Origin of the sequence: uncultured Fibrobacter sp., assembly GCF_947166265.1 — a bacterium.
Classification (GTDB): Bacteria; Fibrobacterota; Fibrobacteria; order Fibrobacterales; family Fibrobacteraceae; genus Fibrobacter.
In genome coordinates this window covers 1-15,250 of record NZ_CAMVDO010000016.1, presented here as the reverse complement: position 1 = coordinate 15,250, position 15,250 = coordinate 1, and the positions used below count along the sequence as shown (strand labels likewise).

The 15,250-nt window shown below is 51.9% G+C and carries 15 protein-coding genes; 5 read left to right on the top strand and 10 right to left on the bottom strand.

Annotated features, from left to right (window positions below):
- Positions 1 to 29 precede the first annotated feature (29 nt).
- The 9 genes from Q0W37_RS09400 to Q0W37_RS09360 are packed head-to-tail and all read right to left on the bottom strand — an operon-like array spanning position 30 to position 9,643.
- Positions 30 to 2,357 (bottom strand): MMPL family transporter, encoded by a 2,328-nt coding sequence (locus Q0W37_RS09400; protein ID WP_297700878.1) that lies wholly within the window; start codon positions 2,355 to 2,357, stop codon positions 30 to 32.
- Positions 2,354 to 3,052, bottom strand: coding sequence for an outer membrane lipoprotein carrier protein LolA (locus Q0W37_RS09395; RefSeq protein ID WP_297700876.1), 699 nt, complete (start codon positions 3,050 to 3,052; stop codon positions 2,354 to 2,356). The genes Q0W37_RS09400 and Q0W37_RS09395 overlap by 4 nt, the downstream gene beginning before the upstream one ends.
- Positions 3,049 to 3,486, bottom strand: a complete 438-nt coding sequence (locus Q0W37_RS09390; RefSeq protein WP_297700874.1) for a thioesterase family protein — start codon at positions 3,484 to 3,486, stop codon at positions 3,049 to 3,051. The genes Q0W37_RS09395 and Q0W37_RS09390 overlap by 4 nt, the downstream gene beginning before the upstream one ends.
- 12 nt (positions 3,487 to 3,498) lie before the next feature.
- The gene (hutH, locus tag Q0W37_RS09385) at positions 3,499 to 5,025 is read right to left on the bottom strand and encodes a histidine ammonia-lyase (protein WP_297700871.1); all 1,527 of its coding nucleotides are present in this window, start codon (positions 5,023 to 5,025) and stop codon (positions 3,499 to 3,501) included.
- 3 nt (positions 5,026 to 5,028) lie between these two features.
- Positions 5,029 to 6,009, bottom strand: coding sequence for a lipid A biosynthesis acyltransferase (locus tag Q0W37_RS09380; RefSeq protein WP_297700869.1), 981 nt, complete (start codon positions 6,007 to 6,009; stop codon positions 5,029 to 5,031).
- Positions 6,006 to 6,776, bottom strand: a complete 771-nt coding sequence (locus tag Q0W37_RS09375; RefSeq protein ID WP_297700867.1) for a glycosyltransferase family 2 protein — start codon at positions 6,774 to 6,776, stop codon at positions 6,006 to 6,008. Before Q0W37_RS09375 ends, Q0W37_RS09380 begins: the two co-directional genes overlap by 4 nt.
- Positions 6,769 to 9,105: an AMP-binding protein gene (locus Q0W37_RS09370; protein ID WP_297700865.1), complete on the bottom strand. Its 2,337-nt coding sequence runs from the start codon at positions 9,103 to 9,105 to the stop codon at positions 6,769 to 6,771. The genes Q0W37_RS09375 and Q0W37_RS09370 overlap by 8 nt, the downstream gene beginning before the upstream one ends.
- The gene (locus Q0W37_RS09365; RefSeq protein ID WP_297700863.1) at positions 9,105 to 9,362 is read right to left on the bottom strand and encodes an acyl carrier protein; all 258 of its coding nucleotides are present in this window, start codon (positions 9,360 to 9,362) and stop codon (positions 9,105 to 9,107) included. Before Q0W37_RS09365 ends, Q0W37_RS09370 begins: the two co-directional genes overlap by 1 nt.
- An 11-nt stretch (positions 9,363 to 9,373) precedes the next feature.
- Positions 9,374 to 9,643: a phosphopantetheine-binding protein gene (locus tag Q0W37_RS09360; RefSeq protein ID WP_297700861.1), complete on the bottom strand. Its 270-nt coding sequence runs from the start codon at positions 9,641 to 9,643 to the stop codon at positions 9,374 to 9,376.
- 118 nt (positions 9,644 to 9,761) lie between these two features.
- On the opposite strand from Q0W37_RS09360, the gene Q0W37_RS09355 reads away from it, so the two are divergent.
- Genes Q0W37_RS09355 through argH form a run of 5 tightly spaced genes read left to right on the top strand, consistent with a single transcriptional unit; the run spans position 9,762 to position 14,124 of the window.
- A complete protein-coding gene (locus tag Q0W37_RS09355; protein WP_297700859.1) occupies positions 9,762 to 10,853 on the top strand; it encodes a methyltransferase in 1,092 nt (363 codons plus the stop codon).
- Positions 10,854 to 10,881: 28 nt separating this feature from the next.
- The gene (locus Q0W37_RS09350; protein ID WP_297700857.1) at positions 10,882 to 11,496 is read left to right on the top strand and encodes a beta-ketoacyl synthase chain length factor; all 615 of its coding nucleotides are present in this window, start codon (positions 10,882 to 10,884) and stop codon (positions 11,494 to 11,496) included.
- Complete coding sequence (locus Q0W37_RS09345; RefSeq protein WP_297700855.1) at positions 11,493 to 12,278, top strand: lysophospholipid acyltransferase family protein; 786 nt, start codon at positions 11,493 to 11,495, stop codon at positions 12,276 to 12,278. The genes Q0W37_RS09350 and Q0W37_RS09345 overlap by 4 nt, the downstream gene beginning before the upstream one ends.
- Positions 12,275 to 12,679, top strand: coding sequence for a hypothetical protein (locus tag Q0W37_RS09340; protein WP_297700853.1), 405 nt, complete (start codon positions 12,275 to 12,277; stop codon positions 12,677 to 12,679). The genes Q0W37_RS09345 and Q0W37_RS09340 overlap by 4 nt, the downstream gene beginning before the upstream one ends.
- 11 nt (positions 12,680 to 12,690) lie before the next feature.
- Positions 12,691 to 14,124 carry an argininosuccinate lyase gene (gene argH / locus Q0W37_RS09335; RefSeq protein WP_297700851.1) on the top strand — a complete coding sequence of 478 codons (1,434 nt, stop codon included), beginning with the start codon at positions 12,691 to 12,693 and terminating at the stop codon, positions 14,122 to 14,124.
- A gap of 119 nt (positions 14,125 to 14,243) precedes the next feature.
- Here the strand turns inward: argH and Q0W37_RS09330 are convergent.
- On the bottom strand, positions 14,244 to 15,250 hold a 1,007-nt coding region (locus Q0W37_RS09330), incomplete at its 5' end, for an FISUMP domain-containing protein (RefSeq protein WP_297700849.1).

Below are 15,250 nucleotides of genomic sequence, written 5' to 3'. Positions count from 1 at the left end.
TCATAAAAGTGCCACAAATTTAAAAATTTCTACCTTCTACTGAATGGCGACAAGACAAAGCAGCAAAAAATACCGAGGAGCACCGAAAAGCCGAATGTCGCAACAGGGACAAAGCTGCTGAAAGATAGACTGCCAAAAGAAATGAGCGTCGTCAAGGCCGAAAGCATCACGGCAAGGGCTGTCGTCACGCTCCGTTCGCCGCCCTCCTTAAAGAACAGCGCATAGTCAATGCCGATTCCAAGCGTAAGGATTACCCCCACTATCGCAAAGAAGTTGAACGGCAGTCCCAAATAGCCGAAAACGCCTGCTATAAGAAGGCTAGAAATCACCGGGGCTCGAATCACCTTGAGCGCCGTAAAGAACTTATAGACACAGACAAGTACAATAAACACGACCAAATAGGCCACCGCCACAAGCATCAAGGCAACCTTCGAAAGTTCCGTCAACGTCGCATTCACGTTTTCCATCTTGTTTACCGCATACACATAAGGCATTCCCTCTGCATACTGATCGATAGCAAAGTTCTTCGAAACATGGAGCGGGAACACGGCGCTGTAATACTTACCGTTAACCTCTCCAATCCAAATCATCGAAAGGATGCTCTTGAACGATTCGGGAATATCCGACTGCGGCGTAAGAAATTCCGGTTTCAAGGCCAAATTTCGCGCAAAAAGAGAATCCGAGGCAAGGTTCAAGTCACGAAGCAGTTCATGGTACGCCTCCGAATCGCGCAGTTTCTTTACCGCCTCGAAAGTTTCCTTCTGTGTCTTGACCGAAGGAATGTAGGTAGAAGTCGCCAAATACCCCGTAAGCAGGGAATCCTCTTTCGCTTTTTCGAGCCTATCCCTAAGACGTTCCTCGTTTTCCAAGAGTTGCTGTTCCGTAGCGCCTTCTACAATAAAGTAATTCGGAGAAATTCCCAGGTTATTGAGACGCGCATTCAGGGCCTCGGAACGCTTGAGGCTTTCGCTCATGGAATAAAGAGTCCGCATATCCGTATGGATATCAAGCAGCAATATTCCAGGTGCAATCGCAAGCAACAGGACTAGCAGCAAATAGCGGACTTTCTGGGGAGAAAGCTTGTCGTAAAGAGACAACAATACTTGAGGAAGCCGCATCGGAAGTAGCGTTTTCGTTGAACGCGCCCCAGAATGCGACAAATTCGGGAACAACAAGAGAATCGTCGCAAAGGAACTCGCAAGTCCGACAATCGAAAAAACAGCCATCTGGCGAAGCAAGGGAAAATCGGCAAACGTAAGCGCGATATAGCTGAGTTCCGTCGTCATGAAACCGAGCAAAAGTCCCTTGAATATGTGGTGGCGAATTTCGAGACCATTTTTCGAGGTTCCGTGTTTCCACTCGGTAAAGAAATGAATCGCGTAATCGATGCTTACGCCAATCACGCTTGTTCCAAAAACGAACGTAAACACGTGAATATTTCCGAACACGGCCCACGTTCCAGAAAGGGCCGCGCACACGGCAACACCGATGGTTGCAAGCGTACAGACAATCGGAACAGGAGTGCGGAACGCCCAAAGCAACAAAAGCAGAATGAGCGCCATCGAAACGCCCGAAATCCAGGCAACCTCGGACTTCGCATTTTTCGAACTTTCGTAGCTATGGAACGGAACGCCCGACTTTTCGATACGTAGTCCCTTGTATTCAACCTGCAAGGAATCCAACACGCGATCGAGGCGAGCAAGCACATGGTCGTCAGAGGCCATTGTCGAAACGTTCGGAGAAAGAGCGGCACTCCACATCACGTACGTCATCGAGGAATCTTCGGCGGCAAGCACCCCCTCCCGCAACGTAAAGCGCCCACCCATCAGCTGGGAATGAAGCGTAAAATGATCAAACGATTCCGCCCCCAGCAAAAACGGGTCTTCTTCGATTTGACTCAAGTCTGCAAGCGTAAAGGCGCCATAGACCTTTTCTAGCGCCATGCTCTTTAATGCAGACGCATCGCCTGCTTTCAGCAAGTCGCATACCGGGCGCCCCTGCAGAACGTTGCGGTAATCGTAATAGAAATTCCGCATCTGCTGCATAGTCGCATCATTGACTCGCAACCGAATCTCGGCAAACGAGGAATCCCGAGCAAAGCTCGACTCCAGCGCAAATGCGGCTGCCTTTGCCGCAACAAAATCATGATGCCCCAAAAGAACAGAAATGTTCCTCATCGAACGGGCGCTCAGCGCCTTTTCCGCCTCGGCGACATTCCTCAATTCATTGGAGTCCGGCAGAACCGAATAAAGGTCCGACTCCACCTTCCACGGTTGCAACAGTCCAAGCGAAATAAGGGCAATATGAAATACCGCCCATATGATAACCGAAACAATCTTTTTCGACTCAGGACTCATTTTTTCACATTCTTGAATTTCTGGGCCAAGTCCTTAAAAGTCCCTTCCACGGAATCAAGGTCCTTAAAATGCGCCTGTCCCGTAAATTCGTATGTCACCAGGTTCTGTTCGCCATCGACAATCGACACCTTTTCAAGTTCGTTTACCCCTTCGAGGGTGATAGACGCGATAATGCGGGCCACGGTACGTTCCTTGGGAACAAGCCCCACGCAAAATCCCTTGCGGGAATCATCGAAATAGATGTCGAAATTCCGGGCGAGCTCGTCGAACTTACCCGAGAACACCGACTGGATGGTACCGGAAAATTCGGCGAATACAGGATTGTCCTTCGCGGCCATCGTCTTTTTGACGTTACGGTTCACATCCCACTGCACAATGGCATTGTCGCCAACCCACAGCACCGACGGGAACGGTTTTTCCGTATCCCAGACAATACCCTCCTCGCGTGAAATCGCAAAGGAGCCCGTCGAGACAAACTCGCGATTCAGTTTCTTGATGTTGCGGGTCTGCTTGAAATTTCCAACCGTCAGGGGGCTTGCCGTAAGCACGGCAATCGATTCCTGCAAGGCAGGCTTCGAGATTTCAGTCAGCGGTTTCTTGAAAACATCCGAAGCAGAACCTGCCGCAAAGGCTGTCCCCCCAAGAATTCCAAGGGCAAAAACCGAGACTACGACGCTTTTAAAAATGGGGTTCATCCGTTTTCCTCGGCAGCAAGTGCCGCACGAACCTTGTCGATAAAGTAGGCGGGGCAGACCATGAGCGATTCACGCTTATTCATGTCCACCGCCATCTGCATACTTTCCGCCTTGCACAAAAGCGTTCCCGTTTCGGCGTCAAAGAACTTGTACGAAAGTTTCATGCATACCTCGTATTCTTCGAGCGTCACCTCGGCACGGATTTTCTGCATAAAGATCATCGGGCGCAGGTAACGGATATGCATGTCAACGACAGGCCACACAAAACCGCTCTTTTCCATGGCAAAGTAGTCGTACTTCATCTTGGCAAGGAGCGCGCAGCGGGCCACCTCCATGTACTTCACATAGTTGCCATGCCAGGCAACCTTCATGGAGTCCACGTCGTAGAATTCTACCCTGAATTCCACAGTCGTTTTCAGTTTCTTTTCGGCCATAAACGCCTCCGTTTAAACAGCGTAATGCTTTTCGCGAATCAGTTGGAGCGTCTTGCGAAGGTCGCCTTCGAGCTGACGGTCGCAAGCGAGAGGTGCAAAGTGTTCGAACACCTGGTCGTAAGTGGCACGGACACCGGCAATGCGCACGTCGAAAATTTCACCGCGTTCGAGGCGAATGCGGAGAGCCTGGGACGCGGCGAGGAGTACCGCGGCAGCCACCTGTTCGGTAAGTTCAATCACACGGATACAGTCGCGAGCGGCAATGGTGCCCATGCTCACCTTGTCCTGGTTGTGACATTCGGTGGAGCGGCTAAATACGCTCATCGGCATCGTGTTATGCAGAGCTTCTGCAGTCCAAGACGACACGCCAATCTGCACCGCCTTGAAACCGTGGTTGAGCGAGAATTCGCCCTGGCTTCCCGAAAGGTTAGGCGGCAAGTTGCGGTTGAACTTGATATCCACAATCGTTGCAAGCTGGCGGTCCAGAAGGTCGGCAAAGTTTGCGACAATGTTTTTCAGCGTATCCATTGCAAGGCAGATATGTCCGCCGTAGAAATGTCCACCGTGGAAAATATTCTCGGTTTCGGGGTCGATAATCGGATTATCGTTTGCGCTGTTCATTTCGATTTCAATCAGCTGGCGGAGCAGCGGTTCGGAATCGTAGAACACGCCCACCACATGCGGGGCGCAGCGCAGGGAATACGGATCCTGTATCTTTTCGGGAACCACGTTCTTCTCGACTTCCAGGTTCATGGCATCGCGCATTTTCTTTGCGGCGGTGATCAGGCCCGGATGCGGCTTCACTGCAAACAGACGTTCATAGAAGTGGTAAGCGTTCCCCTTCATGGCAATCGTGTTCATCGCCGTAATGCGGCAAGAGAGGTCGGCCAAATACTGTGCGCGGGAGAAAGCCATGCAAGCGACAGCGTTCATCACGGCAGTTCCGTTCATAATGGCAATCGCTTCCTTCGGGCGGAAACGGTGCGGCGTAATGCCGAGTTCAGCCATCACATCCTTCGACGGCCTACGTTCACCCTTGTAAAGCACATCGCGTTCACCGATCAGGGCTCCCGCCAAGTAAGAAAGCGGAGTCAGGTCGCCGCTAGCACCCACAGAACCTTCTTGCGGAATAAGCGGCAAGATGTCGTTCTGCAGGAAATCCATGATAATCTTCAACAAGGCGTAGCTCACGCCGGAAAAGCCGCGGGCCAAGGTGTTCAGGCGAACCACCATAATAGCACGCGTCGTCTCTTCGTCGAAATAGTTCCCCATTCCGCAACCGTGGAAACGGGTCAGGTTCACCGGAAGATCGTAGTAATGGTCGGGCGGCACCACCTGCGTGCAGGAATCGCCGTAACCCGTCGTCACGCCGTAAATGCCACCGTGCTTCGCGAGAGCTTCATCCAAAAAAGCCGCACCCGCATCGATTTTCTTCTGGAACTTGGACGACGAATCCAATTCCACGGGCACCTCGCGCTTTGCGACGGCCACCACCTGTTCGATGGTCAACTTTTCCGGTCCAATAACGACAGTCTTCATGATCTACAATCCTTTATTTTGAGTTTTCCAAAAATTGTAAAAATTGTACCACTGGTAAGGATGTTTCAGGCACAATTTCTGTAAAAGTTCCGTGTATTCCTGCACAAGCATCCGAATCCTTTCCGGACGCTCCTTGCGGCTACAGTCAAAAGACGTCTTCGCCTTCACCACGTGCATTTCGTAGGGCGAGCGAATATCAAAGTCGTGCTTTCGAATGGCGAACGTAAAATAAATGGGAGCGTGCAGGACGCTCGCTAACGTAAAGGAGCCTTCCGGGAAACTGGCCGTTTCGCCGAGGAATTCCATTTCGACGTTTCGGTCCGTGGAATTGGCGGAGGTTCTATCCCCCGCAATCACCACCAGGTTACCGCCTGCAATCTGCTCTTTCATCCACACGGCAGAATCCACGCCAATCTTGTTGGCGTCGAGCACCGAGTTCATCAGGTCCGGATTCAGCTCGAAAAGCAGCGCATTGAACTTGGAGGTTCCCGAAAAATCGACGACCGGAAAAACCTTGAATTGTCTGTGAGTGTGGATTTCACCGTGTCCCGTCAAGGAACGGAGCATTTCCATATTTCCAAGATGCGAACACAACAAAAAGGCGCCTTCGCCACGGTCAAGCTGTTCGACCAGAAGATTCAGGTCGTCGCCCTGGGTTTCCACCTGATTGAGCTTGATGGCACCGCGCCATCCGAGCAGTTTTTCAATCATCGAAAGAGCAAACGAAAGCACGTGCTTGTACGTTCCAAGCACCGGCATGCGTTCCCCGCGCACCGCAAACAGGCGCTTTAGGTAAGCGGCCGAGCGTTCACGCACCGGGGTCGCCCCCATCCAAAAGAAAAAGCAGATAATCGCCGTGCAGACTTCAACAATACGGAGCGGCAGGTGGCAGGTAATCCACAGCATAAAACGGAAATGCCAAAGGCTTCCGCCAACTTCCTTCACTTCGTACCACTGCGGCGATTCACTTTTCACGGAGTTCATTTTTTCTTCTTGAAAAGGCGACGGCCCAAAATCATCGGGGAACGAATCAGCATTCCAAGGCAGAGCTTGGTATGCGTCCAGGAAATTTCAACATTATCGCCGAAGGCACGGAAATTAGAGACTCCATCTTCGGGGTACTTCACCTTGATCGGGTAGAAATACATCTTGAGGCCCGCCCAGGAAAGACGCACCAGGATTTCGATATCGAAACCCATGCGGTAGGTACGGATCTTTTTGGCGACCGGCCACACGAACTGGAGCGGATACACGCGGAAACCGCACATGGAATCGGGAATCGTCTTTGAAAGCGTTTCGACCGCGACCCAGAAATTCGTAATCTTTCTTCCCTGTTCACGCGCCTTGGGCACAGAGCCGTCATACTGGGGCATTGCGGCGACCAGATCGAACGGATGCTTTTTGGCGGCCTTCAGAAAGAACGGAATCGCATCCATGTCATGCTGACCGTCGGCATCCACCTGAAGCGCGTGCGTAAAGCCCATTTCGTAAGCCTTCCCAAGACCGCTAATGACAGCGGCACCCTTGCCGCCGTTCTTTTCACGCGTCACAAGCGTCGTATTCGGAACGTCCTTTGCAATCTGCTCCAGGATTTCGTGACCTTCGGGGGTGTTGCCGTCATCCACGAGAATCACGGCGAGATTTTGTGCGGCAAGCGTCTCGGCGACATTCCGCGAAGCTTTTTCGTGACGGTACACCGGCACAATGGCACAAAATTTCATATCCTCGGGTTTCATCTTAGGTTCACGCATCGGTGGCCTCCGTCATCACGAGCGTTCCGCCGGAAAGGGCACGGCCCTCTTCGAGCGTATAGGAGAAAGCAAGCTTGGCCGTTTCGGCCTTGTAGGTCATTTCAAGAATCGCAGGGACCCCCGGCAGAATCGGATAGCTGAACTTGGTACGCTGGATGCGCTGCACCGTCTGCGACGTTCCGAGAAGCGCATGGCCGAACATCACCGCCATGTCCACCTGCGCCACCGCAGGCAGCAACTTGAACGTCGGGAAATGCCCGCTGTAGAAATCGCTTGTTTCGGGGAAAACCAGTTTCAGCTTGACCGCGCCCGGTTCACGATGCATCTTCAGTATCTTGAAATTCGGGCTTTCGGGAATGCCGAACAGCGCCTGGATATCGCGCATCTTGATTTTTCCCTGCGTGTCCTGCGGGAGTTCTTCGAGGTAGCGCCACTTCTTGGGCGAAACCGTATTCTCGATAAACTGCATCAGGTGCTTCTTGAAGAAATTGTTGATTTCGAGCTTCGGCAGGCCCTTGAACTTTTCGCAGCCTTCGGCATTCAGCACGATCGCCGCAGCCAGGTACTGGCGACTACCCACCATCGGAACCACGCGCACATCCTGCACCAGTCCCGTCTGCTTCAGGCGGTTTTCCACTTCCGGAAGCGAAATACGCTTTTCCTCGATTTTCACGATAGAATCGGCGCGGCCCTTCAACAGGAAACGGCCATCCTCGTAAATTTCCACGAGGTCTCCCGTGGTAAAGCCCTCGGGTTCCAGAATATAGCTCGACTTCACGTTCAGGCAATCGTTTTCACCGATGCTCATCTTGCAGACTTCGAACGGTTTCCAGATGGGGCCGTTCTTGGACTGCCTGTAGGCAATGCCACCGGTTTCGGTACTGCCGTAAATTTCAGTGGTCCAGTAACCCGTGATGCCCTCGCACTTGCGTGCAACCTCTTCCGGGAGCGGGCCACCCGACGAATAGATAATCGGAGTGCACTTGAAATCGATCGGCTTGTCGGTATCGGCGGCAAGGCGCTTCAAGTAGGCCGGGCTCGATGCAATGACCGCCTTTTCTGCGGCAAGGCTTGTAAGTTCGCTCGGATAGTCGATACGGTGCCTGCGGAACGGTAGCCCCGTCGCAGTCGGCAGAAGCACCGTAAACAGGAGACCGTAAATGTGGTGGTGGTTCACCGTGCTATAGACCTTACGGCCCACCCAGTCATCACCAAAGACCTTCACCAGTTCAAACAGTTCATTTTCAAATTGTGAAAAACGCTTGGGCACGGACTTGGGTTCACCCGTCGTACCCGAGGTAAACATCACCATCTGGGCATCATTTTTATCAAAGGAATTCCACAAAGTCTCGACAGCGGGGCCATTCAAAATATCCTGGATCTGCACCGCACCGGCAGACGCATCGCCAAACGGGGTATCGGTAATAAAGCCGTATTCGGGTTTCTTAATTTCCCTGATAAAGGCTTCCTGACGGTTCGCAGTCACCATCGCCTTCCGGCCACTCTGCAACATCGAAAGGAGAGCCACGATAAAGAAGTAGGAATCTTCGCAATGAAGAATCCACGGGCGATTTTCGCTCGATTCCAAGAAGCGGCGCACCTTGGACACGTCACCGACAAATTCAGCCCACGTCCTTACATTTTCTCCGTCAAAGCAGACGACGGAACCTTCGGGGCGGCTGTCCCGCTGCAAATCACAGACGGGTATATAGGAGTGCATCTTTTTTTGCATCATTTTACGGACCATAAATTCTACGGCAAACAAAATGCCGATTAAAATATAGGAGATTAAACCGTTGTACAGGGACCAGATTCGGTCGCTACCCACCAATGCAGTGGCAAAAGCGATAGAGGCGTTCAGAATAAAGAATATACACCATACCAAAGTCACCCGGTCACAGTAACGCTCCACGAAAAAGCGCTCCGGAGATGTCCTTAGCGTCTTGTCCCCAAGATTTGCCAAACGGAAAACAAAACTGGGCTTTTTCCAAAGGGAAAAGGCAAAGAAAGAAAGAAGGCTCAAGCTCACCATTACAGGATAGAACTTGAGAAACATTATGTTATCTGCAAAAAAGGCGAGTCCCCCGCACAAAAGCATCAATGCGACAAGGGCAAGCCCCTTAACGACATTCGTCCTGTCGAAATTTCCACCTTTCCTCTCCCCGGAACGCCCCCGCGTCACATTAAAGAAATGTACAAAAGCAAGACCGATGAGCAGCAAGCTCAATCGGCGAGGAGAAAGCCCCCAGAATTCAAGCCCGCAAAAAACGAGCGCAGGATAGAGAACAGAAAAGGTGGCAAAGACTACCTTCCCCGCCACCGTTTTCATTACTTGTTTTCCGCGTTCTGGATCAGATTGTAGATAGCGTCAACGACGTCCTGCACGGTACGTACAGTCTTGAACACTTCAGGGTCAATATTGGTCGGCAAGAGAGACTTGAGCTTCACGATCAGGTCAACGGCATCGATGCTGTCCAGTTCAAGATCTTCATAAAGGCGAGCTTCAGGAGTCACCTTGGCTTCGTCCATTTCGAAATCTTCGATAAGGGCGGCCTTCAATTTGTCAAAAATAGCTTGTTTTTCCACGTTCAACTCCCTTATTTAGGCATATTTGCCGAAATGTATGCCGCCAAGGTATCCACAGAATAAAAATGCTTCTTGGTTTCTTCGTTCACCACAGAGAAAGATACTCCGAAGTTTTCCTTGACCGCAATCCCCAATTCGAGGGCGTCGATAGAATCAAGCCCCAGGCCCTTTTCGCTTTCGCCAAAGAGAGGAGCGTCATCTACGATATCTGCAGCCGTAACGTCTTCGAGTTCCAGAGCAGACACAATCATTTCTTTTATACGAGATTTTAATTCGTTCATAATTCACCCTTAATTTGAGCGCAAAAATAACTTAAAAAAAAAGAACCGTCAAGTACAGGCATCGGTGATTATTGCTAAATTTGTGGACAAAATCAATAAAGCTAAACAAAAGAGTTCTATGTTCGACTACTACTATAATGACAAGATTTCGGCTACCGACGCAAAGTTCGAAGCCCAGAAAATCGCATTTGCCCCCCTCAGCTTCCACGCCGCCAAAGCGCTCCGCGACATGGGGATTCTGGACGCCATCTGCAGCGCCCGCAAGAAAGGGATTACCGTTTCGGAACTTTCGCAAAAGCTTGGCATTTCGCTCTACGGCATTGGCGTTCTGATCGAAATGGGACTTGGCATGGGGGCCATCAAGCTTCATAAGGATTCCAAGGAGGACGACCTCAAGCTTACGCTCGGCAAAATCGGATTTTTCCTGATGAGCGACGAAATGACGAAAGTCAACATGGACTTTTCCGAAGACATCTGCTACCTGGGGGCAGAGGACATGCAAGAAGCCATCCGCGACGGGAAGCCCGCAGGCCTCAAGCACCTCGGCAACTGGAAGACCGTGTACCAGGGGCTGTCGCAGCTGACCGACCAGCAGAAAAAGAGCTGGTTCGGATTTGACCACTTCTATTCCGACCTCGCCTTCCCCGAAGCGCTCCCCATCGTCTTCTCGAACCCCTGCAAGCGCCTCTTTGACATCGGCGGCAACACCGCCAAGTGGGCCATCGCCTGCTGCAAGTACAATGCCGACGTGAAGGTTTCTATCATCGACCTCCCGGGCCAGACTGCCGTCGCCGAAAAGAATGCGAAGGCCGCCGGTTTCGAAAACCGCATCGACATGGTCCCCTGCAACGTCCTCGACGAAACGACCGAATTCCCGAAGGGTGCCGACGCCGTCTGGATGAGCCAGTTCCTCGACTGCTTCTCGCTCGAAGAAATCACGAAGATTCTCACCAAGATTCACACGGCCGCCACTCCCGAAACCGACGTGTACGTGCTCGAACCGCTGTGGGACAAGCAGCGTTTCGAGGCTGCCGCCTACTCGCTCCAGGCAACCTCGCTCTACTTCACCTGCATTGCAAACGGCAACTCCAAGATGTACCGCTTCGAAGAACTCAAGCACGCCATCGAAATCGCCGGCTTTGAGCTGAAAGAAGCGCACCACACGGTAGGCCCGAACAGCTACTCTCTGCTCCGTTTCAGAATCAAGTGATTAAGGATTAGTGGTTAGGGAAAATCAAATGATCTATATCGAACGCGCCGAATACTTTATTCCTAGCGAGGAGCAACCGCTCCCCGACGTGAAGTTCGTGCCGATGCTTACGCGCAGGCGCCTAAGCCAGCTGTCGAAGATGGTTGTGTACGTGAATGCCGCCATTAGTAAGGACATGTCGCCCTGCAAGGTGACATTCGCCTCGCAGTATGGCGAAATCACGCAGCAGCTCAAGATATCGCAAGCGCTCCTCGATACGGGGAACGTTTCGCCGGCCCACTTCAGCCTTTCGGTGTTCAACGCCTCGATTGCAAACGCCACTATCCTAGAGAAAAACACCGCAGGCTACTCCGCCGTGTTCTCCGGGAAAGAGGCTTTCCGCGAAGGACTCCGCGACTGCATGGCCGCCCTCAAGGCGGGCTCCGATTCAGAACGCGTATTCATCTTCGCTGACGAGAAGATTCCCGAAACCTACGCTCCCGTGGCAGGAACACCGTACCCGAACGCCGTATGCGCATTAGCGCTTCGCCTCACGACCGATGCAAGCAAGGGCGGTAAGGTTCTTGACGAGACTCCCCTCGAAGGGAACTTTGCAACGGCCGCCGAAGAAGCGATTGCCTTCATTCAGCAGAGGCTTGCATGATCCGACGGATTAAATACATCCGGCGTCTTGTGTCCAAGCTGTCGTCTTTTGCCGTTTTCGGCATCAGCAGCCTGATTCTTGGCACGACGCTTTTGCCCCTGTTCCATGTACTTGCCGGATTTTCCGAAAAACGTTTCAACGTGATTTCACGAAGGTTCGTCAACAAGTTCTTCAAGTTCTTTGTCAAGTACATCGAAGTGACCGGCGCCATGCGCCTAAGCGTCGAGAACCGCGAACTCCTGAAAAACATCCAGGGAAAAGTCGTCATTGCAAACCACCCCTCGCTTTTAGACGTGGTGATTCTGATTTCGCTCATTCCGAACGCAAACTGCATCGTGAAAGGGGCGCTTATCCAGAACAAATTCATTTCCCTGATTATTCGCGACCTCTATATTCCAAACACGCTCCCCTTCGAAGAACAGATGGAACGCGCCAAGAAGTCGATGATCGAAGACGGCAACAACCTCATCATCTTCCCCGAAGGGACCCGATCCAAGCCGGGTGAGCCCTGGTTTTTCAAGAAAGGGGCGGCACGCTTTGCACTGTTCGCCGGGGCGGACGTAGTGCCAATCTACTTTGGCGGTAACGAAAAAATCGGACTCCGCAAAGAAGACAAGATGCTGGAGTTCCACCCGACCGAACGCTACATGTACAATTTGAAGGTCTTGCCGAACATTCCGGTAGCACCCTACAAGGACATGCCGATGTCCAGGAGCGCCATTTTGCTCACCGACAAGATGAAAGAAGTTTTAGAACAAGAACATAAACAGGAAAAATTATGAAAAAGATCACTCTCACACTCGCCCTCTGCGGCCTTGCAGCTTTACTCACCTCCTGCGGCGGAAGCTACAGAAAAGTTCAATCCATGGAAGAGCAAATGTCTCCTTACACCTGCGCAGGGCTTCATGTAAAGCACGCTCAGTGGCACTTTGTTGATGACTTCGGTCAGCAGGTCGATGTTATGGGTTCCTGCGCCAAGGGTATGAAGCACGGCACATTTGAATTCGCCGTTGGTGGACAGTTGGTCGCAAAGACAAAGTACATCAAGGACAACGAAAGCTACACTACCTGCCTTGTCATGGGTAAGACAAGAACAAATCTGAACGAATGCATGAAGCTCCGTGCCGCAAACGCCCCCGCACAAAGCGCCCCCATGCCGAACGTCAACGCACAGCAATTCTAACAAGGTAAACTATGGCAAAGACCAGCGCAAAGAAACCCGAAAACAAAGCCAAGAAAGGCACCCAGACCAACATGTGGACCGGCCGTTTTGCTAGCGGCATGGCACAGAGCATGGTGGACCTGAGCTTCAGCCTGCAATTTGACGCCGAGCTCATCGAAGAAGACATCGAAGGTAGCATCGGTCACGGCAAGGGTCTGGTGGAATCCGGCGTACTCAGCAAGGCAGACTACAAGAAAATTTGCGACGGCCTCGCCAGCATCCTCAAGGATTACAAGGCAGGCAAGCCGCTCTGGAAGGAATCTGACGAAGATATCCACATGGCCGTGGAACGTGTGCTCACCGAACGCATCGGCGCCCTCGGCAAAAAGATCCACACGGGCCGCAGCCGTAACGACCAGGTTTGCACGGACTTCAAGCTCTACATGCGTCACCGCGCTGCCGAAATTCGCGTTCTCGAAGTGAACCTTATGGAAACGGTGCTGGACCTTGCCAAGAAATACTTCGGCAAGATGATGCCGGGCTACACGCACCTGCAGCAGGCACAGCCCATCTACTTCAGCCATTACCTGATGAGCATGTTCTTTGCCGTGAGCCGCGACGTGAAGCGCCTCGACAACTTCCTGGAACTGCACAGCGAACTTCCGCTCGGTAGCGGCGCCATGGCCGGTTCTGCATTCCCGTATCACCGCGCCCTCGTTGCAAAGGAACTCGGATTTAACGGTGTTAGTCCGAACAGCATCGACGCCGTGAGCCACCGCGACATGATGCTTGAATTCGAAGCCGACCTCGCGATTATCGCAAACACCATGAGCCGCTACGCCGAAGACTTTGTGAACTGGAGCACCAGCGAATTCGGCTACCTCACCCTGCACGACGCATTCTCTAGCGGATCCTCGATGATGCCGCAGAAGAAGAACCCCGATTCCATGGAACTTATCCGCGGAAAGTCCGGCCGCATGCTGGGTAACTTCAGCGCACTTTACACTCTGGTGAAGGGTGCGCCGCTCAGCTACAGCCGCGACCTGCAAGAAGACAAGGAACCGGTATTCGACTCCGTCCATAACGTGAAGGTGATTCTCCGCGTGATGAAGGAAGCCTTGGAAAGCGCACGTTTCAACTTCGACAAGATGCATGCGAAGATGCTGCCGGCGCTGCTGGCTACCGACCTCGCAGACTTGCTGGTCGAATCTGGCGTGCCGTTCCGCGATGCCCACCACGTGGTCGGTAGCCTGGTCGGCGAAGCCGCCCGCCAAGGCCTCGAATTCACGGACCTCTCCGATGAGGCCTGGGCAAGCGCCGGTGTGCCGAATGTGAAGCAGATGAAAAAGACGCTCACCTTCGAATACAGCGTATCCCGACGTAACATCGAAGGCGGCACGGGTCCGAAGTCTGTAAAGCAGCAGTTCAGCAAGGCCGATGCTCTCTTGAAGAAATTCAAGAAGTAATATTTCCATTCGCCTCTTCGAGGCTCCAGGATGCCCCTGTTAAAACGCAATGCCCGCTTTCGCGGGCATTTTCTGTTATAAAAGGATTCTTAAATAGAAATTCGGACTAGACGCAAGATTTAATTCGGAAAAACCATTACGGGCCGTTGTAAACATCTGATAGGATGGGCATCACTCTTGAAGTTTCGGCTGCTCGTCAATTCAACTTGATACTCTTCAGAATAGATTCCAGCCATGTACACGAGACTGTTGCCATTCTCCGTAGAGCTCCAATAGCCGAGTTTGTCCCCCCAATCGGAACGAAAGTCACTATCCCAATAGAAATCTGAACTACCTTCTGGAATGGCAGAAAAACCATATTCATTAGTACTGCCTTCATCGCCGTTCCATCCGCTTGTCGCCTTGAGCGCCTTTGCGGCAGTATTCTTGTCGAAATTATCCTCCGTGTAATCAACACCGTCTACAGTTTCAATAAGTTCCACCCAATCCGATTTAGTCGGAAGAATCCAACCGTCAGGACACAACCCCTGCACATCGCCAGATGCACTACAGGTCTTTCCGTCACCGCAACTAGCCCCTGCAGAAGAATAGACAGCAGCGCTATCCATTGCCGCAGCCCATGTGTAGCCGTGCGTTAACTGATACGAATTACCGTAGGGCGCCCCCTTCACCCGATATTCAATATCCAGGTCCTCCGCCATCCAGGAGCCTAAATATTTCCGTCCATTCATTACGTCTATAATATGGTACAGTCGACGATTTCGCCAATCTATCATCGTTTTGTACTCGATAGTATCATTTAAGTACGGATTATCCTTTATTTCTACCCACGTAATGCGATTAGGTCTTTTGTATCCGGAATCAGGATAGCATTGATAAGTCCTTCCATTATACGCGCTGAACGAGTTGTTTATTTTCTGAACGGTATCGTAGTTTACGGCGACACACGTATCGATGTCATAAGATTTTGCAATAAAGTTGTTGATATACTTTTCAAAGCCTCCGATGCCTTCCTTGGTGTTCAGGCCCCAGCCTTCCACGTTCTTGCGGAATTTCGCTAAATCCTGGAAGAACGCCCAGTCTGCAATTTCAGCCTTAATCCTTGCAGAGCGATCGTCGTTCCACA